Here is a 24,170-nt window from a genome sequence, read left to right on the forward strand (position 1 = left end):
ATTCAAGCTATATACAGTCAGTTCTAACTTGTAATAATAATTTGACTGTTATCTTACTTTTTTGCCTTCCTAGATGACTTAGGTTCAATCACTAATAATAGCTCTTCCATTTGAGTCATTAATTTTTTAACTTCTGTTGGCTCGGGGAGTGATAACTCTTCTGTAACGCCTAAATGCATTTTTCTAAGTTCTGAGCGTAAAATCTTCAGAGACGCTTTTACTTCTTCCTTCTTCTCCTTTGCGGTTGCCATCTTTCTTATGTTTTAAAATATCTATTATTATACATGATGTTATTAATTCACAGCATCATAGATTCCCAAATCAAATTACTAAGGATATAATTTAATTTAAAGTATGGTTCATTAAAATTGAACGTATGAATTTTTAATCATATTCGAAAATGCAATTTCTTCCTCATAATGTTAGAAGCTATATCAATATTAAAAAGGGAGTTATTAACTTTTTCTCAAAGAATAAGAATATTATTTTACCAATACTTGTTGTTATTTCTTGTATTTTACTTTATTTTCTTATTGATCCTTCTACTCAAAGCCTCGTTGCTCATGATGAAGGGCTTTACGCTAGAAGAGCAAGGTTGATTGAAAACTCTGGCAACTGGTTTTCTCCTCCATTCCCATCTCCCCACCATAAGACATTAGGAAGCTATTGGTTTATAGCATTAGCCATTAGGTTATTTGGAAATAGTGAAATAGCTCTAAGAATTCCAAGTATCATTTCTTCATTTCTTTGCTTGATTAGCTGGTACCTAATTGCATTAAAAATTACAGATAAAAAGTCTGCATTGATTTCATTATTTTCACTTTCATCAATGCCATTATGGATTCAATATTCAAGATATGCGAGTCCAGATATTCCATTTGTTTTATGTATCCTATTGGCGATCCTATTTTTTCTTGAATTTCTAGATTCTTCGCAATACACAAGACGGTGTTTTTATATATTCCTTTCTGGTTTTTTTATTTCTAGCTCTTTTTTTCTTAGAAGTTATATGACATTTGTTCCTTTGATAGGACTCTCACCTTTTATTTTTTATTATTTAAATAAAGAGAAAAATTTTTTAAAAATAATTTATGCTATAGGAATATTAATTGGCTCAATCCCTACTTACCTTAATCTATTTTTTTCATTTCGAAAGTTCGGAATCAATGGAATTACATCTCTCTTTGATTTTGCAAAGAAACAAGCCATAGGAGACTTTGACTTAAGCAATTTTTTACTTGTACCTTTTAAATTTCTTTATTTGACTTTTCCAGTAGGAATATTATTTGTTCTTCTTTTTGTTTTTACAAGACCAAGGAAAAAATTAAAATATCCATTATTAATCTATTTTTACCCTCTTATATCTTTATTGATTTTATTGTTCATGTCGACCACATATCCACATTATTACCTTTTTTTACTCCCGTCTTTATCAATTTTGTTTGCCATCTCCCTCACATCAAATGCATTAAGATACTCATTTTCTAAAACTAGCATTAAATATCTATTATCCTTACTAATTATATTAATAACTTCTATTATAATAATCTTCATTTTTAATTACAATGCTTTTATAGCAGAGCAGTATAATGAAAATAAGATGTTAATATATTTAGTATCTTTATTTTTAATACTATCTTATATTAGATCAATTCAACTTCTTATTAATATAGATGATTTACGACAAGGCTTAATTAATTTCTTTCATAGTATAACTATACCTCAATATATTTCTCTCTTGTTGCTTTTTAACTTTGGTATACTTGGTAGTCCAAACTTAAGTGCAAAATTATTTTTAAGAGATAAGCTTGTATCTTCGATTATCAGCTCAAACACTATTTATTTATTTGAAGTTGAAAGCAAAATCGAGACTTTGTTGTCATTTTATTTGCCTTCCTCCCAAGTCGTTAAAAAGCTTGATGATATTAGTAATTATAAATATTTAATTACTTCAGATATCAATAGTTTAAATGCTTTAAATATTAAACCTTTATTCAAATCTATTAAAAAATTTGACAATCAGTTCTTATTGATAAATGTTCGTAAATAATATTCTATTATCTATAACATTAAAAAAAGCAAAAATGAATAAGCTACTAAAAAATGCTTACAAGAACATTTGGGTGCCAGTATTTGGTAGGTTGATTTCGGGTTTAATACCTTTACTTGAAGGAAAAACTCCTGATAATAAGCCAACATATGATATTGACGGTGAAAAGAAAATTAAAAACTAATTATTCTGGTAAGGAACCACCATGACAATATCCAACTGCTATAGAATTTATATCCATTTCATTTTGAGATTTATTTACTCTGCTTGATTTTAGATATTTTGTGGTTTTATCTATGCATGAAGCACTGGATGATGTGTATCTTACTATTGGGTATATATACAATACACCTGCAATTAATAAGGCAGAATAAGCTATATATTTCTTATTTAGATCAATAAAATTTAATGTTTGTTTTTTCTTCTTGAGATATTTTGAAAGCCATGAATCAGGTAACCCGATTTGAACAAACAAAAGTTCCACCCACCATGGCAGTTTAGTTTGATTTTTATCTGAATTACTTTTCATAGTGATAGTAAGATTAGATAGCCCTTTACTAACAATGTTTTGGGCTAATATCACATTTATAATATACCAACTAAAATATATACCATTTTTATAAAAATGGAACACTCTTCTATTGCTTTTATGAGTATTTACTCTTATTTATCTTGTTTTAACATTCCATGACTTCTCTCATTGATTTTTCGAATATAAATAGTGTATTATTTTTTTTAATATGAATTGTATTCATGGCAAAAAGAAGACGTAAACTTAGTCCTGAATTAGAGAAAAACATTTCATTAGCCAAGAAGGAAATTGAATTGATTACAGCAATAATTCATGATATAGATGAGGATGATATTCAAGAAGAATATAAATCTGCTTTTTTACCTGTAATGAGTGCCTATATGTCTCTTGATCAAATGTATAAGGAAGTTGGTTTTAATGATGAAACTACTAACCTTCATCAACTCTATTTGACTAATTTGGATAAATTTAAAAACGAATATGAGCTATAGTTTATAACTTTTGACTGCTTTTTTCTTTTAACATTATCTGTCGATAAGTAGATAACAATTTAGGTAGTTATAGAGTTCTTGTGAATCTGATTTATTATGTGTCATGTAATTTTTTTTGATTGTAATATAGTTTAGTTTTTATAAATCTAATTTTTTTATTAATTAATAGAGCTTCTTTTGTTTATGCAATTAAATTAAAGAAAATTATTGTTTCCATGGCAGATAACCTTTACGAAATTGATTCAGCTATGAATATGATCAAAGAAGAAATAATACGAGAACTTTCTGAATCTGTTTCTAAGCAAAATAAAAACTCCTATTTTCACCCATCTTCATCTAATAACCTTTCTTTTTCCGAGAAGGCTTCGGATTAGTTTCTTCTATTATTTCTTTAACTTTACTCTCGTCTAAGCTTGTTACAAGAAATACCTCTTGTACGAGCTTACCTTTTCTTGCTAAAAGCTTATATCCTTCACTTGTTTTAACAGTAACTTTTAGCACAAGCTTTTCACCTCTTCCGTTTGTTTTTGACAGCGAAGCAGGCGTAACTGTCTTAATCTCATTTCTTTCTGATATCTTTTTTAACCATTTGATTAAGCCTTTTATGTGCGTGCTGTGGTTTTGAACAAGTCTTCCCATAGATTTAATGATTTTCGTATAATTTCTTAATTGGTTATATTTTTTTTATAGGTATACAATTCAAACCTATTTAATAAGTTATAATTGAATAAATTTATAAATGTAATGATCTTCACATTGGGTTGGGCCTCATTGGCAGCTATTTTCACTTTTTCCATAGCAATGGTAGTTTGGGGTAGAAATGGTGATGGCTCTATTGATATTTAATTATTGTGATGCCTATAGACTTTAATTTCTATAGCTTTCTATCTTTTTCTTCTATTTTCCTACTTACATTCATAACAATAAGTGTTATTTACATTAGTTATATTGATTGGAAGGATAAGAGAAGAAAATAATTAATAGAATTATTATTTTGATTTTAAGTTTAATGCGATAATTTCTAATGCTTGTTTCATCTTTTCAATGTTTGATTTATACATACTTATATCTTTATCAACTCTTGAGCATTGGTAACCAAGTGAATTAGAAATACTTGTTATTTCTTTGTTTATATCTTCTTCTTTTAAGTCCTTAAGTGAAGGCATCTCATTAACCAACTTGTATATACCAATTGCATTTATTCGACTATAGTAATTTACTTCTTTTGGTTCAATTTCATTTGTTGATACAAATTTTATTAGATCTTCTTTTGTGAATTCTTTTGATTTATTTATTAATTGTTCAGAAGAATTTTTGATTTCTATAGGGTTAAAGCCATTGCAGTTGCAAATTGCGTCGAAAAGTTTCTCTATGTGTTCGCTAGGCTTGTATCCATTCGTGAACTTACTGAATATTTCTCTTAATCCAGTCGCAAAAATGGCATCATTTTTAAAATTTTTTTGATGACTTAATAAATGAAGTTCTACAAGCAGTTCGTCTGCGAGTTTTCTATAAATTGAGGGAATGACATAAGGAAACTCCTTATGGAAATCAGATTTGCTGTCTGAAATTGTTGCTCTAACGCTCAATGCCAAACCTAGATAATTCTTAAGAACCATAGCTTACCCCGTGACTTAGCTAGGATCATGAAAACCGACCATCACATCGTTCGATGATTCCAATAGTTATTGAAGAATCTGGAAGAGGAGAAAGAGCCTTTGATATTTATTCAAGGCTTCTAAGGGAGAGAATAGTTTTTTTGGGTGAACCAGTAACTAGTGATTCTGCAAACCGCATTGTCGCTCAACTGCTTTTCTTAGAAGCGGATGATCCCGACAAAGATATTTTTCTCTATATCAACTCACCAGGTGGATCTGTTTATGACGGCCTTGGTATCTTTGACACCATGCAACATGTAAAGCCTGATGTACATACAGTTTGCGTTGGTCTGGCAGCCAGTATGGGGGCTTTTTTGCTATGCGCTGGCTCGAAAGGGAAGAGAAGCAGTTTGCTTCATTCAAGAATAATGATTCACCAACCCCTTGGAGGGGCGAGAGGACAGGCTAGTGACATTAGGATTCAAGCAGATGAAATATTATTTATTAAGGACAAGTTGAATAAGGAATTATCAGAAAGGACTGGACAACCCCTTGAGAGAATTAGGGAGGACACAGACAGAGATTTTTACATGTCTCCATCTGAAGCTGTCGAATATGGCATTATTGATAACGTTTTTAATAAAAGGCCAATTAATTCAGTTTAGGCCTTACTTTTTTGGGTCTGGCAATACTGGAATGAACCTGTCTTTTTCAGGTATGTCAGTATAATTTGATAATATTTTGCAAAACTCGTCTCCATCCATAGTTTCTTTCTCGATTAAAATTTCAACTAGTTTATCCATAGCCGATCTATTTTTTGCTACCAGTTCCAGTGTTTCGTCATAGCATTTTTTAACTATTGACCTAACTTGTTCATCAATTTGTTTTGAGATTTCGTCTGATATATCAGATGTATTCATTAAGCTTCTTCCAACAAATACTTCTTGACTATCACCCTCTAATGAAACGGGTCCAAGACTACTCATTCCAAATCTAGTAACCATTTGTCTGGCCATTGATGCGACCATTTGAACGTCCCCTCCCGCACCAGTTGTAACTTCTTCTCTTCCGAAAATGATATCTTCAGCAGCACGTCCGCCTAGCGCTCCCATGATTCTTGCTTTTAATTGCGCTCTACTAATTAATGTTTGATCATCATCAGGAGAGAACCATGTTAACCCTTGCGCCTGTCCTCTAGGAATAACGGTGACTTTTTGAACAGGATCATGATCTTTGACTAGAGAACCAATTAAAGCGTGACCAACTTCGTGATATGCAATCAGTCTTTTGCTTCTTCCATCAACAAGAGGAGTTCCCTCCATTCCAGCGATAATTCTATCAACTGCGTCATCTATTTCTGAGAGACCTATCTGATTTTTCCTTCTCCTTGCAGTAAGAATCGCAGCTTCATTTAATAAATTTGCTAGATCTGCTCCTGTAAAACCAGGAGTTCTTCTTGCGATGCTTTCTAAAGTTAAGTCTTTTTCTAATTTTTTATTTCTGGAGTGAACTTTGAGTATTGATAATCTTCCTGATATGTCAGGAGCGTCAACAGTCACCTGTCTATCGAATCTTCCTGGTCTCATCAATGCTGAGTCAAGAACATCAGGTCTATTTGTTGCTGCAATGATAATAATTCCACTATTCCCCTCAAAACCATCCATTTCGGTTAGTAGTTGATTAAGAGTTTGTTCTCTTTCATCGTTGCCACCTCCAATTCCAGCGCCCCTCTGTCTTCCGACTGCATCAATTTCATCAATAAAAATTAAGCAAGGGCTGTTTTCTTTAGCTCTTTTAAATAAATCCCTAACTCTGCTAGCTCCCACACCAACAAACATTTCTACAAATTCTGATCCTGAAAGTGAGAAAAAAGGAACACCAGCCTCACCAGCGATTGCTTTAGCTAATAATGTTTTTCCAGTACCTGGAGGTCCAACTAGTAGAACCCCTCTTGGAATTTGAGCCCCAACAGAGGTAAATCTCTCAGGCTGCTTTAAAAATGTAACTACTTCTTCTAAATCTTGCTTAGCTTCATTTACACCTGCTACATCATCGAATTTGACACCTGTTTCGGCTTCCATAGCAAATCTTGCCTTTGTTTTACCAAATTGCATCGCTTGTCCTGGCCCACCTGGCATTGAATTTGATCTCCTAGAAAGCAAGATGAGACCCCCAATTAAAATTAATGGGAATAGGAGATTACCAAGTATTCCAATGCCAGCAGGAGCTGTTTTAGGTGGATGAATATCAAAACTTATTCCTTCGTCTTTTAAAGATGAAACTAATTCAGGAGCTAATCCAGGAAGATCAACTCTAAATCTTTGAACTCTGTTATCTATTTCAGGATCTACTGATTCGACGATTGCATTTCTACCACCTTCGTAAATGTCAACTGATGTGACTCTTCCAGCTTGGACATAATCGAGAAACCTTCCATAACTAATTTTTCCAACTGGTGCAGTTCTTGATGCAGAAGTTGAAGTGGTTTGATTTACTTGATTATTTGTTGCTGAACCAAGTATTTGCCATGTAATCAGAACTACTATTGTTATGGGGAGAACCCAAAGTGCTATAACTTTCCATTTCTTATCCATAAAGCTTAAAACTTTTTTGCAAAGATTCTAGTAGTTTAATGACCCTTTCTGTTGGATGATTCCAACAGTTTCAAGTAAATATTCAAAAAATATTCTTGGCTGTTGAAATTTAGAAAAATTATTTTTTACTAAAGATTTAGTTATTACAAACTTCTTAATGCCGTAATTGGATCTAGTTTTGCAGCTCTTTTGGCTGGAAGAACACCAAATGTTAATCCTATTGTGCCAGAAATGATAACTGTTATAAATACAGTTCCAAATCCAATTGTTGCTGGTAAAGGTGTTAATAAACCTACTATCTTTACAGTAGTTAGTCCTAAGCCTGTTCCAGCTATTCCACCTAAACTGGAAAGAATCAATGATTCTATTAAGAATTGGGTTGAAATATCTAATCTTCTTGCTCCTAGTGCTTTCCTAAGCCCTATCTCTTCAGTTCTTTCGCTAACAGATACCAGCATAATATTCATAATACCTATTCCTCCAACTAGTAATGATATCCCTCCTATCGCGGCAAGCATTAATGTTAAACCACCTGTAATTGTCGATACTATTTGCAAAGCATCTTTTTGAGATCTAACAGCAAAGTCATCATCTCTAATGATTTTGTGTCTTTGTCTCAATAAGTTTGTTATTTGAAATTTTGCAGCCTTTGTTGAGTTTTCATTTATGGCTTCAACACTTATGAAACTGAGACTAATTCCGTAAGTTGGATCCTTACCAGTAATTCTGCTGACCATTGTTGAAAGAGGAATATATGCATTCTCATCTTGATTGCTTCCAAATACAGCACCTTTAGGTTTCATGACTCCAACAATTTCAAAAGACTGATCTTTTATTCTTATTTTTTCCCCTAAGCCTTCTCTTTCATTAAATAGCTTCTCTTCAAGGTCTGGCCCAATAACTACTACATTCTTTGCCCCTTTTGTATCTTGATCATTAATAAAACGACCTTTAGCAATTTCAAAGCTTCGAACAATTAAAAAATCACTTGTTATCCCTGAAATCGAGCTGCTTGTACTTTTGGAACCACTTTGTATGACTTCATTTGTTGTGATTTGAGGAGCTACTCTTCTAACAGTTGGAACTTGTTGCTCTATGGCTTTTGCATCTTTGAGAACAAGATTTTTAGGGAAAGCGACACCTCTTCTTCTGGTGTCATTATTGCCTGGTACGACAAATAAAACATTTGCTCCCAAGTTGCTTAGCTGATTCTCTGCAAGATTTTGAGCGCCTCTGCCCACCCCAACAAGCGTTATTACAGAGGCATTACCAATAACTATTCCTAGCATTGTTAATAGGGATCTAAACTTATTAGATTTAAGATTTTTTATTGCCATTCCCGATGTTTCTTTTAGCGGGAGTTTCCTTTTCATATTTTTTAGATAAATAAATTGTCAGCTTCTTGTTCTGAACTAACTATTCCGACTTTTACTAGGTCAGTTGACCCACTCACTCCAGACAAGGTCCCTGCTGTCTCTACTACAAGATCACCTTGTTTTAAAATATTCATTTTTTTTGCCATAGCCATGGCATCGTCAAATGTTTTTGATGTGCTTGTTTGATTTTCAATCAAAAGTGGTGTAACTCCCCAGACAAGTTGAAGTGTGCTCGCTACACTCCTTTCATTCGTTACCGCTAACACAGGCGTAGCAGGTCTAAATTTACTTACATTTTTTGCTGTGGCGCCGCTTTTTGTTAGTGGAATAATTGCGGCTGCGTTGATTTGTCTGGCAATACTGCTTACAGCTGCACTTATTGCATTTGGGATAGTGCTTGGAAGATGACTTTCTAATGCTTTTTGTGGATAATCTCTTTCGATTCTTTTTGCAATAGTGGCCATGGTCGCTACAGCTTCAATTGGATAATCGCCAACAGCAGTCTCATTGGAAAGCATCACAGCATCTGTACCATCAAGTATCGCGTTTGCAACATCACTAACCTCGGCTCTTGTAGGCCTAGGGCTTGATGCCATTGAATCAAGCATTTGTGTGGCAGTTATGATTGGAATCCCAAGGCTATTGGCCTTTTTGATAAGTTGTTTTTGTAGCAATGGAACTTCTTCTGCAGGCATCTCAACACCGAGATCACCTCTGGCAACCATCACTCCATCACAAAGTTTTAAAACAGCGTCTATTTGATCAATTGCTTCAAATTTTTCAATCTTTGCTACTACAGGTGTATCAAAACCATGATTTCTAATTAAATCTTTTACTTCAATTAGATCTGATGGATTTCTTACAAAACTGAGTGCTACCCAATCAACACCTTGTTTTAGACCAAATGCTAAATCTTTTTTATCTTTTTCTGTCAAGGCCCTAATTGATAATTGAACATCTGGAAAATTAACTCCTTTGTTATTAGAGAGCACTCCGCCAACAGTTACTTTGCAAATTAATCTTTGTTCTTTTAGTTCAACTTTTTCAACTTTCATTTCTACTCTTCCGTCGTCCAAAAGAATCCTATTTCCTATATTTACTTCTTGAGCTAATTTGTCATAAGTGACATTTGCCTGATCTTTATTACATTCAATATTTTTTGATGTAAGAATAAACTTATCACCATTTTTGATATTAACAGGACCGTTCTTAAACCTTCCAAGTCTAATCTTAGGTCCCTGAAGATCTTGGAGTATTCCAATGTGAATGCCTAGATCATTTGAGACTTGTCTTATTGTTTTTATCCTTTCAGCATGTTCATCATGGTCACCATGACTAAAATTTAGACGAAATGTAGTAGCACCTGCTTCTACTAATTTTGTTATTTGACTCGCACTTTCAGTCGCTGGGCCTATGGTGGCAACGATTTTGGTCCTCCTGGCTAGGTCGAGTATCGTCATTTATTTGGCTTGTGATAACAAAAAACTAACATCTAGTTGTGTTTTATTTGTCAACTTTGCTTTTTCAAGTAAATAAAAATGGAATTAAATGATTATCAAAGAGAATCTCGCAAGACTGCTCTTTATCCTGATGTCGGTAGCAATGCTGTTTATCCAACATTAGGTCTGGTTGGTGAGGCCGGTGAGGTCGCTGATAAAGTTAAGAAAATTATAAGAGATAAAAAAGGTGTATTTGATAATGATAGTAAGGATGCGATTAAATTTGAACTAGGTGATGTTCTTTGGTACATATCACAACTTTCTAGCGAATTGGGATATGAATTGGAAGAGGTTGCTCATGCAAACTTGCAGAAGCTGAACAGTCGAAAATCTAGAGGGAAAATTCAAGGCAGCGGCGATAATCGTTAAATTTTAAATTATCCATACATTTGAAACCCTCCCATTGCGAGTGCTGCTGCATTTCCAAGTATTCCTTGAACAACTCTAATTACTACAAAGGCTAAAATAGGAGATAAATCTAAGCCGCCTAATGGAGGAATTATTCCTCTGAAAAAATTCAAATAAGGATCGGTAATGGCGCATAAATTTAGAAGTATGGGATTACTCATATCAAGATTTGGGAACCAGGTCAGTAAAACTCTAATGATCAATATTGTTGAATAAATTCCAAGTGTTTTTAAAAGTACAAGCAGAATTGTAGGAATAATTTCGTAACCCATTGGCAATTAATTTTTTATACTATATTACGCTGCATTTTTGTCTTCTGCTTGATCTGGTTCAGGTAATACGGAAAATGTTTGATGAAATTTTTCTGAGAGAGTTAGCCAGAAAGAACGACCATCTTTTTGTCGTCTTCTCTCCACGAAATTTTTATCTACAAGTTCTTTAATGTGATCGTATGCTCCAGATCCTCTAAGATCAACCAAATCTGATTGGAGTATCTTCTTCTTTAGCGCAACAGTAGCTAGTGTTCTAAGGGTCGCAATCGATAAATCTGCTGGGAGAAGATCCTGAACCAACTCACCTAATCCTTGTTTTAATTCCAAGCTGTAATAATTTTTGTTTTCAATTATTTCTAAAGAAGTGTCGCGCTGAGCATATCCAGCCTTAAGTTCCCAGAGTGCTTTTTCAATTTCAGCTATATCTTTTTCAAGTAATTCAGCCATCTCTTTTGATGATGTGGGTCTTCCTTTTAGGTAAAGGATTGCTTCAATCTTCGCGGGTAAAGAAATTTGTATGTTCTCACTCATAACTTTGAAATTAAAAATTATTTTTTTTGATATCCAAAATTAACGCGTCTAATTGATGTGTGCACCTAAAAATAATTTATATGCTGGATTATCTGTCTCTTTCCAACTTTTATAACCTATTTTTTCAACAAATTCATTCCAATCTGGAATGTCGGAATCATTAACAAGCACTCCTATTACTATTCTTCCAGTATCAGCGCCATGGTTTCGATAATGGAAAATGCTTATTGTCCATTCTGGTCTCATTGAATTGACAAATCTCATTAAGGCTCCAGGTCTTTCCGGAAATTCAAATCTGTATAGTAATTCTCTACATTCTCCATTTGATAGTTGATTTATTGATCTTGGTAGCCTGCCCCCAACCATGTGCCTGAGATGAACTTTAGACAATTCATCATGACTTAAATCACAACAATCAAAACCCTTTCTTTTTATTTCACTTATTAATAGTTCTCTGTCATTTATGTTCGACACTTCAACACCCATAAATATTTGTGCTGTTTTACCTTCTGACATTCTGTAACTAAATTCAGTTAAACTTCTTGATCCAAGTGTTTGACATAAAAGTTTTAAACTTCCTGCTTTTTCAGGAATACCGACTGCAATCATTGCTTCCTTTTCTTCTCCTAATTCAGCTCTTTCTGCTACGAATCTTAGTCTTTCAAAGTTCATATTCGCACCACAAGCAATGGCAATTAGATTGCTATTCTTTAACTTATTGTTAATAACATGCTTTTTTAAACCAGCTATAGATAATGCACCTGCTGGTTCTAGAATTGATCGAGTATCCTCAAAAACATCTTTTATAGCTGCGCATATTTCGTCAGTATTTACTGTAATCATTTCATCAACATTCTTTTTGCATATTGAGAAAGTCTTTTCTCCTACCTTCCTTACAGCAACACCGTCTGCAAAAAGGCCAACACTTTCAAGCTCAACGGGTTTGTTTTCTTTTATTGAAAGTGTCATTGCGCAAGCATCTTCAGGTTCAACACCAATAATCTTTGTGCCTGGCCAAATTGCTTTTACATATGCACTTACTCCTGCTATGAGTCCTCCTCCTCCTACTGCTATGTAAATTGCGTCAGGTGGTGTATGACTTTGTCTAAGTATTTCAAGACCTATTGTTCCCTGTCCAGCTATTACCTCAGGGTCATCAAAAGGATGAATAAAAGTTAGATTTTCTTTTTTGGATATTTCTAAAGCTTTTTCATAACATTCATCATATGTTTCACCAAAAAGAATAACTTCTGCTTTAAGTGATTCAACTGCTTTTACCTTCATTATGGGAGTTGTTAAAGGCATTACAATCACGGACCTGCAATTAAGGAATGATGCACTTAAAGCAACTCCCTGCGCATGGTTCCCAGCGCTTGATGCAATTACACCCTTGGAAAGCTCATCTTTAGACAACTGAGACATGCGATTAAATGCACCTCTTAATTTGAATGAAAAGACTGGTTGAAGGTCTTCTCTCTTTAACCAGATGTCATTTTTAAATTTTTTGCTTAAGTTTTTTGCTCTTTCTAGGGGTGTTTCTTCAGCAACGTCATAAACACGAGCTCTTAGTATTTTCTGTAGATAGTCCTCCATATCTAGTTTTTTACCGATTTTTGGTTTATGTTTTTTCTACATTCCATTTGTTCTTGTGCAAGTTTTATCAAAATGTAGGGTAGACCTCGTAGATTGGAGAGATTAAATCTCAGAGTTGTATGCGTCTGAGCCAGTTGAGTCATCCGAATGAGCTTCATGGCTTAGCCATTAGTGAATTGGAAGATGTTGCTTGTCAAATTAGAGAAAGGCATCTTCAAGTTGTTTCTACTAGTGGTGGGCACTTAGGTCCAGGTCTTGGTGTTGTTGAGTTAACAATTGCTCTTTATCAGACTTTAGATTTAGATGTCGATAAAGTTATTTGGGATGTTGGACATCAAGCTTATCCTCACAAGTTACTCACAGGAAGATATGAGCGATTTGATTCGCTTAGGCAGCAAAAAGGAGTAGCTGGTTACCTAAAAAGAACAGAAAGTAAGTTTGATCATTTTGGAGCGGGGCATGCGAGCACATCCATTTCTGCTGCTCTTGGTATGGCGATCGCTAGAGATCGAAAAGGGGAAGATTATAAGTGTGTAGCTGTAATTGGTGATGGTGCATTGACTGGTGGAATGGCTTTAGAGGCAATAAATCATGCTGGACATCTACCCAAAACCCCACTTTTGGTTGTTTTAAATGACAATGACATGTCAATCTCTCCTCCAGTTGGTGCATTATCCACTTATTTAAATCGTATGCGGCATAGCCCACCTGTCCAATTTATTTCGGATAGTGTTCAAGAAAGTGTTAAAAATCTCCCTTTTATGGGAGATGCTATCCAAGAAGAATTTAAATCTCTTACTGGTAGTGTTAGACGATTAGCAGTTCCTAAGGTTGGAGCTGTTTTTGAAGAATTGGGTTTTACTTATATGGGCCCTGTGGATGGTCATGATATTGCTGAATTAATTAGGACATTTAATGCAGCGCATAAAGTTGGCGGACCAGTAATGGTTCATGTGGTTACTACTAAGGGGAAGGGCTATCCCTATGCTGAGGCTGACCAGGTTGGTTACCATGCTCAGTCATCTTTTGATTTAACTACAGGTAAATCTATCCCTTCTAAAACTCCTAAACCTCCAAGTTTTAGCAAGGTTTTTGGTCAAACTTTAGTAAAGCTTTGCGAGCAAGACAGCAAGATTGTAGGTATTACAGCAGCGATGGCTGAAGGTACTGCTTTAAATCTCTTGCAGAAAGCTATTCCTGATCAATATGTAGATGTTGGAATAGCTGAACAACATGCTGTAACTCTTGCTGGAGGAATGGCTTGCGAGGGTTTGAAGCCAGTGGTAGCTATTTACAGCACTTTTTTACAACGTGCATATGATCAGTTGATACACGATATCGGAATACAGAATTTACCTGTAACTTTTGTATTAGATAGAGCTGGAATAGTTGGTGCTGATGGGCCTACTCATCAAGGACAATATGACATTAGTTATTTAAGATGTGTACCTAATTTTACCGTGATGGCACCAAAAGATGAGTCAGAATTACAGAGAATGTTAGTTACATGTATTAATCACAATGGTCCGTCAGCTTTAAGAATACCCCGAGGTTCTGGAGAAGGGGCCGCATTAATGGAGGAAGGATGGGAGACTTTAGAAATTGGTAAGGCTGAGATAATAGAAGAGGGCGATAATTTATTGATTATTGGTTATGGTTCTATGGTTTGCCCAGCAATAAAAACAGCAGAAATACTTAAAGAATTTGGTGTAAATAGCACTGTAATTAACGCTCGCTTTATAAGACCATTAGATGAGGAAACTATTCACAAGGCTGCTAAAAAGATTGGTAAAGTCGTAACAATGGAAGAAGGCACATTGTTGGGTGGTTTTGGTTCAGCAGTTGTTGAATCATTTAATGACAATGATATTTTTATTCCCACTTTAAGAATTGGAATACCAGATAAATTAGTTGATCATGCAACTCCACAGCAAAGTAAAGAATCTCTTGGTTTAACACCTGATATGATGGCTGATCAAATTAGAAATAAATTTAATTTTAATTAATTAACTAAAAATAAAAAAAGGATTATTAGTTAATAATCCTTTTTTTATTTTTTAATTTAACACTTTATATTTTTTATAGAACGCCTCTAGCTGCTAGACCCAAAATTGAACCTATTCCTAAAACATGACCTAAGCAATTTGCAGCAACAAAAGAGCCATGACTTAGTCCGCCAAAGAACTGAGCATTAGGCATAGGAAAACCTTCGTTTGGTTTTTCAATATTTGATCTAGCTATTGCATAAGCAAGTAAATTGCAAATGATCATCACAACGGCACATTTTGGAGACCACTGAAATGTCACAGGATCAGCAGCAGCTAGTAATGTTGTGAACATCTTTTATACATATTGAATACTTCCATTATCGACCATAAACAATGCTTTTGCGTCAAATGTTACTCACCTCTTAAGAGTTTTTTACTTCCTTTTTAGTTTTTATTGACTGCAGCATCAAAACAAAACCGTAAACAACAAATGCATCGCTAACCGTTAAAAACGATTCTGCTAGTCCGTGCAGTACATCTACATTTGTTAATTCATCTCCAATATAAATTTGTGCGATTATTGCAAAAACTATCGTCATGAATACAAATAAGAGAGTTAACTTAAAACCTAAAAATGATATTTTTGGTATTGCTTTTGATTTGCCAGCGTAACGCAGGAATACGAGATAAGGAATTAGAGAAAGGATGAAGAATGGACTAGGATCAATTCGTGCAATTGATTCAAGACTAAGAATTGAAATATTCATTGGTTGGGTTGTGATGACTCAGATTTAAATAAGTTCCATGCAGCAAAAGCGAGACATATATTCCCTAGTGTTGTAAGAGCTGCCTGTAATACAACTAATCCTTTTAATTCAATACTATTGTCAAATACATGCCAGGTGATTGCAGCCATAGCGCTAGCTAAATTTGGCAACATTGCTAAAGCAAAATAACCTAATGCCTTGTTATTCGATATTGATGAAATATAGTCAATTATTATTATTGCAATCCCCCATTCAAATAGAGTTGCAATGTGGATAAACCATGTTCCTAAGGAAAGTTCATGCATATATTTTCTTTTGTTTAATAAGCTCTTCCAAAACTTCTTGAGAATGTCCTATGGGTCTTACTCCTATCCATTTATATACAACTATACCCTTTGGATTGATCATAAATGTATTTCTTTTTGAATAGGGATCCAACCATGAATCATATGATTTACTTATTTCTGCTGTTGTATCTGAAAGTAAGGTGTATCCAAGTTTTTCGGATGTACAAAATGATTCATGTTCTTCTTCATTGTCAGCAGAGATTCCAACTATGGAGGAATTAAGTTTCTTAAACTTAGAAAGATTTTCTTGAAAATTTTTAGCTTGCAATGTACAACCGCTAGAGAAATCCTTAGGATAAAAATATAAAATTAACCATTGACCAGAAAAGTCATCTAAAGACCATTGCTTTTTATTGGGATTGTTTTTGTTATAACCATTTAATAAGAAAACAGGAGCTCTTTGACCAATCCTAATAGAATTTATACTTGCTAAGAGTCTTGAAGGTTTAAAAAAAACACTGGAAAATAAAACAAAAGATTTTATAAATTGTCTTCTTTTCATTTGATTAACAAATCAAATTTAAAGTTTGTTTAAATCCACCCCTAATGATTTGGCATAGTTTCCTAATCCCTTCTTCTGAATAGTTTTTAGTGCTCTTGTGGTTAGTCTTATATTGACCCATTTGTTTTCTTCTTCCCACCATAATCTACGTTGCTGCAAATTTGCTTGCTGCAATTTCTTGGTTCTAATATGGGAATGACTTACTGACATTCCGTTGTTAGCTCTAGTACCTGTAAGTTGGCAAACCCTGGACATTTTTCAAGCTTTATCGTTTTTGCATTCTATCAAATGAGGTTGTGTTTAAAGGAATTTTTGCATTAATTTTCCTAAAACCTCAGCATTTCTGGTTTGAAAAGCTGCTATATCTTTATTCTCGAGACCTCCAATTGACAGTTTTGCCATCTCATAAACATGGATAGCGATATCATTAGCTAACTGACCTTCTTCAGAATTAGTGGATCCATCAATAATTATTGGGTTGGAATTTAACTTTAGTAATCCTTGAATAAGAGGATGATTAGAATTGACGATTAAATTGTGATATTCAGGTAAACCAGGTAGTTTCTGTTCCATTAATGCTGTTATGTCATTAATTCTTCTCATTTGCTCTGGTAATAATATTAATGAAGGGGGTGAATTTTCACCTTTAAGGCTTTGAACTTTTACCGTCACTTTTTCATTGTTTAGGGCTGAACTAATAATCTTTTTGAGGGTTTCTGACTTTGTCTTTCCATCTTTATCTGCAATTTCAGGCGAATCATCTTTAAGACTTTCATCAAGTTCTGAATCGACTCTGACAAAATTTATGTCTTTGTTTTTTTCTTCCAACCAAGGAATAAATTGGGTATCAATTACAGTATCAAGTTTTAAAACTTCTTTCCCTTGTGAAGTCCACATATTGAGTGCAGTCGATTGAGAGACTTCATCCGTTGAATACAATACCTTTTTGTTCTCATCAGTGAGCCTATTCTTGTAACCATCAAGGGTGGTAAAAGTCTTGGGACCAGATTTTAATAGTTCTTCAGCGCCTTCATTATCTTCTGAAATGTTTTTAGTTGTGGAATATAAAATTATTTCTTTTACTTGCTCGGAAAATTTCTCATCTTCCATAGCACCTATTTTTATAAAAGGAGATATGGAGTCCCAAATATCAGCATAAAATTGGCTTTCGTCTTTCTTTAATGTTTTAAGTTTATCGGCTAACTTCTTTGCTATAAAGTTGCCAATAGATTTAACTCTTCTGTCTGATTGTAATGCGCTTCTGCTTACATTTAATGGTATGTCCGTTGAATCAATTACTCCCCTCAAAGGTAATAGGTATCTAGGAACAATTTCTTTAATTGAGTCACTTACAAATACCTGATTACAGAAAAGTTTGATTTCACCATTCTCCCAATCGGCTCTTCCACTTATCTTTGGAAAATATAATATGCCTTGCAAATTATAGGGATAGTCTGTGTTTAGATGAACCCACAAAAGAGGATCGCCTTGAAAAGGGTAGAGGTACTTATAAAGTTCAATATAATCTTCATCTTTTAGATTTTGTTTATTTTCTCTCCATGGTGGGTTCATTTTGTTGATAACTTCTTCTTCAAGAGAGATTTCAATAGGCATAAAATCACAATATTTTTTTATTAATGTTTTAATCCTGCTTGGTTCAATGTATTCAATTTCTTCTTCCATTAGATGTAAAATTATATCTGTACCTATTTCTTCTTTATCTGATACATCAAGAGAATATTGAGGAGAACCATTACATTTCCATTGAATAGCTTGTGAATCATTCTTTGCCGATTTAGTTATTATTTCAACTTCTTCTGCCACCATAAAACTTGAATAAAAACCGAGTCCAAAATGACCAATGAAGCCATCATCAGGTTGTTTATATTTTTCAAGAAATTCTTCTGCACTTGAAAAAGCTACTTGATTAATATATTTTTTGATTTCATCGCTAGTCATTCCTATTCCATTGTCACTAATTGTCAAAGTCTTAAGCTCTCTGTCAATTGTGATTTTTATTTTTTCATCTTCAGATGCGACGCAATCTCCTGCAAAGGCGGCCATTTTTCTCTTCTTGATTGCATCAACGGAGTTACTTATAAGTTCTCTAATGAATATTTCATGATCTGAGTAGACTGCTTTCTTTATTATTGGAAATATATTTTCTGTGTGAATTAGGATAGTTCCTTCTTCTTTTACAGGCATGACTTAACTAAATTTTTATCATCATAGCGATACATATTTATATTTAGGTGTTGAGAGCAAAAGTGTTATTAATTAAGCCCAATAGTTTTCGATCCCTGACAATTATTAAAAATATATGATTGATTGATATCAATCAATCCATTCAATTTTATTACATCTGTTGGATTTTAAAAGTTGATCTGTTTCATCATTTGTCTTTAAGGGTTCATGTGAAATTAAGGAAACAATTCCTTTAACATGAAATTCTTTCTGGCGTTTTAAAGCTTTATATAAACTTGCACTTTGCTTATATGCTATTAATACTTTCTCTTTATTAGTTTTCATTTCCTCGCTTGAGGATACTAATTCCCTAACTTTATCAATGCTAATACTAAATCCAATTCCGAAGCAATTATGATCGCTTGAACTAAATTTCTTCACTAAATCATCATATCTGCCTCCTTTAGCTAGGATAACAGGAGCACTTGATGATGAAGAAACAAGAGAAAATGTTAATCCACTATATAATTTATATTTTGTTCCTAATGTAGGGTCTAGTTGTACTTCTATCCTTTTATCTTTAGCTAATGGTTCAATAATTGTAAATAATTCCTTTAGGTTATCAATGTAGGAATTCGAGCCATAAATTTTCTTTAGATTAGTTAATACATTTTCTGGTTTTCCTCTCATATTCATTATATTTTTTATAAACTTTCTTTGTTCATCTTTTATATCAAGCATACTCAAAGCTATGTAATCAAGATCGCAAAGTATATTTTTTATTTGTTCTATTCTGGTTGAATCAAATGAGCTTAAAATAAGTTCCAATAGATATGTATTTCCAATAAGTAATGTCAATTTATATTTCTGATCTATTTCAATTATTTCTAATGATTCTATCAGCAGAGATAAAAGTTCTATCTCTGCATTAATAGCTTTAGCTCCTATTAACTCAACTCCGCTTTGAAATGACTCTTCAATATTAATACCACCATCAATGCTTTGATTGCATTTAAATGAAGTTCCTGTTGACCAAAAACGAAGTGGCCTTTCATATTCATTAAATCTAGTTGAAGCGGCACGAACAATTGATGCTGTTATTTCAGGCCTTAATCCGAGTGGTTCATCGGAAACGATTTTTAGTATTTCATTGTTCGAAATTCCACCAGCTGCCATAAGTGTGTCTAGACGTTCAATATGTGGTGGTGATATTCGCTCATATCCCCATAATTGATATAAAGATGAAAGTTTTGATGCAATGAGATGGTTTTTTCTTACTTGCTGAGGATTTAAGTCGCGCGCACCCGAGGCAGGTTGCAATGTCATTATTTGAATCTTTTTATTACCTAAGGATCACATAAATTAGGACTATTTTCCACCATAAGAGTTAGGTGTTAATGGTCTAATTTTTTCAAGTTCTGTTAGAAGCTGATTTCGTATCTCTGGGTTAGAAGCAAGAATTCTCCCTGTATTAAGATCAAAATCTCCGGAGGGATAATTGGAAACTATTCCACCTGCCATTTCAACTATTGGTACCCCAGCGGCAATATCCCACTTCGCAAGCCCGCGTTCCCAAAAACCATCTACCTTGCCTGAGGCTACAAATGCTAGATCTACTGCGGCTGCTCCTCCTCTCCTGACGCCATGAGTCCGATGTGTCAGCCAGCAAAATTCGGAATAATTATTATCTAATACTTCTCGTCTGTCATATGCGAAACCAGTAACTAATAGCGAATCTGATAAGGAATTTGTGTCCGTAACATTTATCTTCTCGCCATTACAAAATGATCCATGCTCTGGAGAGGCATAATAAATTTCATTTAAAGAAGGTATTGATATAGCTCCCAATATTGGATTGCTATTCCAAATTAAACCTATTGAAGTCGCGAAAAATGGATATCCATGTGCATAGTTTGTTGTTCCATCAAGAGGGTCTATACACCATTTTAATTCTCCTTCTTTTAACTTATATCCACTTTCTTCGGCAAGAATAGAAATGTTTGGAGTCTCTTTTTCTAAATAATCTATTACTATCTTTTCACATTCTATATCTGCATTAGTTACAAGATCTCCAGTAGTCCCCTTACATTTTATCGTTTTAATCCTGCCATAATTATTCATTAGCGATGCCCCGCCTTTCTCAGCGGCCTCTTTCGCAATTTTTAAAAATTTATTGATTTCAGCTTTAGTTAGCCCTGCATCCAAGGCTGCGCTTTTACAGCTAGGTATAATCATAAATTTTGTTTTATTTATAATAATCGTCGCTTATTAGAGGAGTCTAATTATCTTTAAACCAATTTATTTTCACTAATAGATTACTGATATCTGGAGCCAATTTTATTATTAAAATATTTAATAAATAAACCAACATTTAATTTTTTAACAAGAGCTCTATTGTGGTATATATTTAAATTCAGCAATCGAAAAAGGATTTCATTGCTGAATTTAAGGAGAGGTGGCCGAGTGGTTGAAGGCGCAGCACTGGAAATGCTGTATAGGGGCAACCCTATCGAGGGTTCGAATCCCTCTCTCTCCGTGCTTACTTATGTTGCGTATTGATGAAAATCTTGAGTTTTTATCCAAATTTTCCAGAGATGTAGTCTTGAGTTGATTTTTGCTTTGGTGAATTGAACATATTTTTGGTTTTACTAAACTCTACTAAGAATCCCACTTTTCCTCCCAGATCATTTCCTTTTTTTTCTGTATTAAAAAAGGCTGTAAAATCACTTACTCTATTAGCCTGTTGCATATTGTGAGTGACAATAATGATTGTAAAATTCCTTTTCAATTCATGTATTGTCTCTTCAATTTTTAATGTAGATAACGGATCAAGTGCTGAACAAGGCTCGTCCATTAAAATCACGTCAGGTTCTATTGCAATTGTCCTTGCTATACATAATCTTTGTTGTTGTCCTCCAGATAATGAATAACCACTTTCGTTTAATTTATCCTTGCATTCATCCCAAACAGCTGCCTTGATAAGAGATTCCTCTACTAATTGATCCATGTCACCTCTAAAACCATTTACCCTCGCTCCGAATGCAATATTCTCGTAAATGCTTTTTGGAAAAGGATTAGGTTGCTGAAATACCATTCCAATTCTTCTTCTAACTTCTACTGGATCTATGTCTTTTGCATATATATCTGTACCTTCAAAAATGACACTTCCTGATAATTCACAGCCTTCAATTAAATCGTTCATACGATTTATTGCTCTAATAACCGTTGATTTACCACATCCTGATGGACCGATGAAAGATGTAACTTGATGTTTTTTTATATCACAAAAGATATTTTTTACAGCTACTGAATTTCCATATTTTATCGAAACATTGTCTAAGGAAATAGAGATAGAGGAGTTGTTTTTAATTTTTTTGTTTTTTGGATTTATTTTGTCAAGCATTTTATTATTTACTATGTTCATGATTATACTTTATTTTTTGAAAAAGCACCACGTTTATTGATCCATCTTGAGAGAATATTTAAACTTAATAGTACAACAACTAAAATAAAAGATGCCGCCCAAGCTAGTTGATTTTGTGATTCATATGGTTCAAGTGCAAAATTATAAATTAGCACCGATAATGAACCCATTTCATAAAAAAGATCGTCAAAACCTGTTATGTAATATCTAGAAAATAATGCTGTAAAAATTAATGGAGCTGTCTCACCTGCGGCCCTGGCAAGTGCTAAAAGTATACCCGTAGAAATAGAACTAAATGCTGCTGGCAGTGTAATATTGTATATCATCGTAAATTTTGTTGCACCAACTCCAAAGGCAGCACTTCTTAGATTGTCTGGAACTAATTTTAACGCTTCATCAGTTGTCTTAATTATTGTTGGCAACATTAAAATAGACAAAGCAATACCACCTGCAATACCACTAAACATTGAACCAAATAATAATTTTGTAGAAACAATTATTGCGTATATAAATACTCCAGCAATTATAGATGGAACTCCTGCAAGTACATTTGATCCAAACCTAACAAAGCTTGCAAATTTTCCAGACTTAGAATATTCAGCAAGATAAATTCCACCACCTACTCCTATAGGGATTGATATTATTGAAGCAATTAATGTCATTATAAAAGTTCCAGTAATTGCGGGTCCTATTCCTCCTGCAGATAGAAGATCATCGCCAGGAGGTTCTGGTTCAAGTATTAATGTCTCAAAATTTATATAGCTTCCGCCTTTGATTAAGACATAGCTTATGACTAATATTAAAGGAAGTACAGAAATTATGGCAAAAAGAGCAGAAATAATACTTAAGGCTTTGTTCCCAATATTTCTATTTAGAGAGGGATTATAAGTTAGAACTTTTTGTGAATTATATTTCATTTATTTATATTTTAAGCTCAGTTTTTTAACGATCCACTGAGCAAATACATTTACCATTAATGTTAATATCATTAGGATTAATGCTGCATACATCAGAGAAGAGACCTGGCTGCCATCTGCCTCTCCAAATTGATTGGCTAACATTGATGAAATTGTGTATGAAGGTGCAAAGATTGACCAGCTAAAGTTATTTGAATTGCCAATAATCATAGTTACTGCCATTGTCTCACCCATGGCTCTACCGAGAGCTAGTAAAACACCTCCAGTTATTCCAGAGATTGCTGCTGGAATAATTACTTTTAAAATTGTCGTCCATCTTGTTGCTCCAATTCCGTAGGCTGCTTGTCTAAGATTAGATGGAACTTGGTTTAATGAGTCTTTTGAAATAGATGTAATTATAGGTAATATCATTACAACTAAAATTAATATTGCAGGCATCATTCCAGCTCCCAGAGGTTGAGTTCCAAAAAAAGGTATAAAACCAAGTATTTCGTGGACCATGTTCAAAAATGGTCTTATAAATGGCTCCATAATAAACACTGCCCAGAGCCCTAAAACTACTGATGGAATAGCAGCTAAAAGCTCAACCATTATTCCGATAACATCTCTTATATTTTTAGGGATTATATTTTCAGTTATAAATATTGCAGTGCCTACGCCTAATGGAATAGCGATTAATAAAGAAGCTATTGATGTAAAAAGAGTTCCATATATTGCAGTGAATGCTCCATACTCATCTGTAACAGGATTCCACGCTGAGCTAAAAAGAAACTTCAATCCATATCTTGAAATTGATTCGGTTGATTCATAGTAAACAACTGCAAATATCGAAAAAAGTATGATAGCTACCATTGAAGCCATAGCTACAACAAAATTTTTAAAGCTTATATCTACCAACTTTTCTGAGGTTGGCCTTCTTCTTAGCAAAAATTTTGATGTAGTAGCTTTGTCCACTTGCAAAAGCATTTACATTATGAATCTATATCTAATTTCAAATTTTTCATTAACAGGGGGTTAATGATTGGCTTTAAGTGTTGAAGGGTACATAATAAGTATTGAAAACCATTGAATGTTATTTACTGTGGGGCTTAAATAAG

The 24,170-nt window shown here is 33.8% G+C and carries 27 protein-coding genes, 1 tRNA gene and 1 pseudogene; 8 read left to right on the plus strand and 21 right to left on the minus strand.

The features are described from left to right. Positions 1-53: 53 nt before the first annotated feature. On the minus strand, positions 54-251 hold the full coding sequence (locus AC6EI2_RS01470) for a DUF8635 family protein (RefSeq protein ID WP_498462664.1): 198 nt from the start codon (positions 249-251) through the stop codon (positions 54-56). A 149-nt stretch (positions 252-400) separates the two neighbouring features. On the opposite strand from AC6EI2_RS01470, the gene AC6EI2_RS01475 reads away from it, so the two are divergent. Together AC6EI2_RS01475 and AC6EI2_RS01480 are read left to right on the plus strand one after the other, a co-directional pair. Next, on the plus strand, positions 401-2,050 hold the full coding sequence (locus AC6EI2_RS01475) for a glycosyltransferase family 39 protein (RefSeq protein WP_498462665.1): 1,650 nt from the start codon (positions 401-403) through the stop codon (positions 2,048-2,050). A 34-nt stretch (positions 2,051-2,084) separates the two neighbouring features. Beyond that, complete coding sequence (locus tag AC6EI2_RS01480; RefSeq protein WP_498462666.1) at positions 2,085-2,234, plus strand: hypothetical protein; 150 nt, start codon at positions 2,085-2,087, stop codon at positions 2,232-2,234. Here the strand turns inward: AC6EI2_RS01480 and AC6EI2_RS01485 are convergent, their stop codons facing one another. Next, entirely contained in the window at positions 2,235-2,579 is a 345-nt protein-coding gene (locus AC6EI2_RS01485) for a hypothetical protein (RefSeq protein ID WP_498462667.1), read from the minus strand. Between the two features lie 224 nt (positions 2,580-2,803). Between AC6EI2_RS01485 and AC6EI2_RS01490 the strand changes: the two genes are divergently transcribed. Then, positions 2,804-3,073 carry a hypothetical protein gene (locus AC6EI2_RS01490; RefSeq protein ID WP_498462668.1) on the plus strand — a complete coding sequence of 90 codons (270 nt, stop codon included), beginning with the start codon at positions 2,804-2,806 and terminating at the stop codon, positions 3,071-3,073. Between the two features lie 336 nt (positions 3,074-3,409). Here AC6EI2_RS01490 and AC6EI2_RS01495 read toward each other — a convergent pair whose 3' ends face one another. Next, a complete protein-coding gene (locus AC6EI2_RS01495) occupies positions 3,410-3,712 on the minus strand; it encodes a DUF2103 domain-containing protein (RefSeq protein WP_498462669.1) in 303 nt (100 codons plus the stop codon). Positions 3,713-3,817: 105 nt separating this feature from the next. Here AC6EI2_RS01495 and petN point away from each other — a divergent pair, with 105 nt between their 5' ends. After that, positions 3,818-3,919, plus strand: a complete 102-nt coding sequence (petN, locus tag AC6EI2_RS01500) for a cytochrome b6-f complex subunit PetN (RefSeq protein ID WP_071841048.1) — start codon at positions 3,818-3,820, stop codon at positions 3,917-3,919. A gap of 143 nt (positions 3,920-4,062) precedes the next feature. Here the strand turns inward: petN and psb29 are convergent, their stop codons facing one another. After that, positions 4,063-4,662, minus strand: coding sequence for a photosystem II biogenesis protein Psp29 (gene psb29, locus AC6EI2_RS01505; protein ID WP_498463446.1), 600 nt, complete (start codon positions 4,660-4,662; stop codon positions 4,063-4,065). An 83-nt stretch (positions 4,663-4,745) separates the two neighbouring features. Here psb29 and clpP point away from each other — a divergent pair, with 83 nt between their 5' ends. After that, positions 4,746-5,336, plus strand: a complete 591-nt coding sequence (clpP, locus tag AC6EI2_RS01510) for an ATP-dependent Clp endopeptidase proteolytic subunit ClpP (protein WP_498462670.1) — start codon at positions 4,746-4,748, stop codon at positions 5,334-5,336. Positions 5,337-5,339: 3 nt separating this feature from the next. Here the strand turns inward: clpP and ftsH are convergent, their stop codons facing one another. The 3 genes and pseudogenes from ftsH to pyk form a co-directional block, all read right to left on the minus strand. After that, entirely contained in the window at positions 5,340-7,265 is a 1,926-nt protein-coding gene (gene ftsH / locus AC6EI2_RS01515) for an ATP-dependent zinc metalloprotease FtsH (protein WP_498462671.1), read from the minus strand. Positions 7,266-7,408: 143 nt separating this feature from the next. After that, positions 7,409-8,638, minus strand: coding sequence for an ABC transporter permease (locus AC6EI2_RS01520; RefSeq protein WP_498462672.1), 1,230 nt, complete (start codon positions 8,636-8,638; stop codon positions 7,409-7,411). A 38-nt stretch (positions 8,639-8,676) separates the two neighbouring features. Beyond that, positions 8,677-10,101: pseudogene (gene pyk, locus AC6EI2_RS01525) on the minus strand (pyruvate kinase); the annotation flags it as partial. Positions 10,102-10,179: 78 nt separating this feature from the next. On the opposite strand from pyk, the gene AC6EI2_RS01530 reads away from it, so the two are divergent. Beyond that, positions 10,180-10,509, plus strand: a complete 330-nt coding sequence (locus tag AC6EI2_RS01530; RefSeq protein WP_498462673.1) for a nucleoside triphosphate pyrophosphohydrolase family protein — start codon at positions 10,180-10,182, stop codon at positions 10,507-10,509. A gap of 8 nt (positions 10,510-10,517) precedes the next feature. On the opposite strand, the gene AC6EI2_RS01535 is transcribed toward AC6EI2_RS01530, so the two are convergent. From AC6EI2_RS01535 to ilvA, 3 genes are read right to left on the minus strand one after another with little or no spacing between them, the layout of a single operon-like run. Then, positions 10,518-10,820 carry a YggT family protein gene (locus tag AC6EI2_RS01535; RefSeq protein ID WP_158466549.1) on the minus strand — a complete coding sequence of 101 codons (303 nt, stop codon included), beginning with the start codon at positions 10,818-10,820 and terminating at the stop codon, positions 10,518-10,520. A 24-nt stretch (positions 10,821-10,844) separates the two neighbouring features. Next, entirely contained in the window at positions 10,845-11,351 is a 507-nt protein-coding gene (gene scpB, locus AC6EI2_RS01540; RefSeq protein ID WP_498462674.1) for an SMC-Scp complex subunit ScpB, read from the minus strand. 48 nt (positions 11,352-11,399) lie between these two features. After that, positions 11,400-12,944 carry a threonine ammonia-lyase, biosynthetic gene (ilvA, locus tag AC6EI2_RS01545; RefSeq protein ID WP_498462675.1) on the minus strand — a complete coding sequence of 515 codons (1,545 nt, stop codon included), beginning with the start codon at positions 12,942-12,944 and terminating at the stop codon, positions 11,400-11,402. A gap of 119 nt (positions 12,945-13,063) precedes the next feature. Between ilvA and dxs the strand changes: the two genes are divergently transcribed. Further along, complete coding sequence (gene dxs, locus AC6EI2_RS01550) at positions 13,064-14,950, plus strand: 1-deoxy-D-xylulose-5-phosphate synthase (protein ID WP_498462676.1); 1,887 nt, start codon at positions 13,064-13,066, stop codon at positions 14,948-14,950. Between the two features lie 73 nt (positions 14,951-15,023). Here the strand turns inward: dxs and psaK are convergent, their stop codons facing one another. From psaK to AC6EI2_RS01590, 8 genes are all read right to left on the minus strand, one after another. Further along, a complete protein-coding gene (gene psaK, locus AC6EI2_RS01555) occupies positions 15,024-15,284 on the minus strand; it encodes a photosystem I reaction center subunit PsaK (RefSeq protein ID WP_498462677.1) in 261 nt (86 codons plus the stop codon). A 70-nt stretch (positions 15,285-15,354) separates the two neighbouring features. Further along, complete coding sequence (locus tag AC6EI2_RS01560; protein ID WP_498462678.1) at positions 15,355-15,699, minus strand: DUF3593 domain-containing protein; 345 nt, start codon at positions 15,697-15,699, stop codon at positions 15,355-15,357. Beyond that, positions 15,696-16,004: a DUF2499 domain-containing protein gene (locus tag AC6EI2_RS01565; protein WP_498462679.1), complete on the minus strand. Its 309-nt coding sequence runs from the start codon at positions 16,002-16,004 to the stop codon at positions 15,696-15,698. The genes AC6EI2_RS01560 and AC6EI2_RS01565 overlap by 4 nt, the downstream gene beginning before the upstream one ends. Then, positions 15,997-16,548 carry a peroxiredoxin gene (locus AC6EI2_RS01570; RefSeq protein ID WP_498462680.1) on the minus strand — a complete coding sequence of 184 codons (552 nt, stop codon included), beginning with the start codon at positions 16,546-16,548 and terminating at the stop codon, positions 15,997-15,999. The genes AC6EI2_RS01565 and AC6EI2_RS01570 overlap by 8 nt, the downstream gene beginning before the upstream one ends. Before the next feature lie 18 nt (positions 16,549-16,566). Then, positions 16,567-16,803 carry a 50S ribosomal protein L28 gene (gene rpmB, locus AC6EI2_RS01575; protein ID WP_498462681.1) on the minus strand — a complete coding sequence of 79 codons (237 nt, stop codon included), beginning with the start codon at positions 16,801-16,803 and terminating at the stop codon, positions 16,567-16,569. A 45-nt stretch (positions 16,804-16,848) separates the two neighbouring features. Next, positions 16,849-18,753 (minus strand): molecular chaperone HtpG, encoded by a 1,905-nt coding sequence (gene htpG, locus AC6EI2_RS01580; protein ID WP_498462682.1) that lies wholly within the window; start codon positions 18,751-18,753, stop codon positions 16,849-16,851. Between the two features lie 129 nt (positions 18,754-18,882). After that, entirely contained in the window at positions 18,883-20,058 is a 1,176-nt protein-coding gene (locus AC6EI2_RS01585) for an ATP phosphoribosyltransferase regulatory subunit (RefSeq protein ID WP_498462683.1), read from the minus strand. A gap of 42 nt (positions 20,059-20,100) precedes the next feature. Beyond that, complete coding sequence (locus tag AC6EI2_RS01590; RefSeq protein WP_498462684.1) at positions 20,101-20,967, minus strand: inositol monophosphatase family protein; 867 nt, start codon at positions 20,965-20,967, stop codon at positions 20,101-20,103. Between the two features lie 214 nt (positions 20,968-21,181). Here AC6EI2_RS01590 and AC6EI2_RS01595 point away from each other — a divergent pair. Continuing rightward, positions 21,182-21,268: transfer RNA gene (locus AC6EI2_RS01595), tRNA-Ser, on the plus strand. A 39-nt stretch (positions 21,269-21,307) separates the two neighbouring features. Here the strand turns inward: AC6EI2_RS01595 and pstB are convergent. From pstB to pstC, 3 genes are read right to left on the minus strand one after another with little or no spacing between them, the layout of a single operon-like run. Beyond that, positions 21,308-22,135, minus strand: a complete 828-nt coding sequence (gene pstB, locus AC6EI2_RS01600; RefSeq protein WP_498463447.1) for a phosphate ABC transporter ATP-binding protein PstB — start codon at positions 22,133-22,135, stop codon at positions 21,308-21,310. Positions 22,136-22,158: 23 nt separating this feature from the next. Next, complete coding sequence (pstA, locus tag AC6EI2_RS01605; protein ID WP_498462685.1) at positions 22,159-23,073, minus strand: phosphate ABC transporter permease PstA; 915 nt, start codon at positions 23,071-23,073, stop codon at positions 22,159-22,161. Continuing rightward, positions 23,074-24,027, minus strand: a complete 954-nt coding sequence (pstC, locus tag AC6EI2_RS01610) for a phosphate ABC transporter permease subunit PstC (protein ID WP_498462686.1) — start codon at positions 24,025-24,027, stop codon at positions 23,074-23,076. It abuts the gene before it with no gap. Positions 24,028-24,170 lie beyond the last annotated feature (143 nt).

It is taken from the genome of Prochlorococcus sp. MIT2302 (assembly GCF_059772385.1).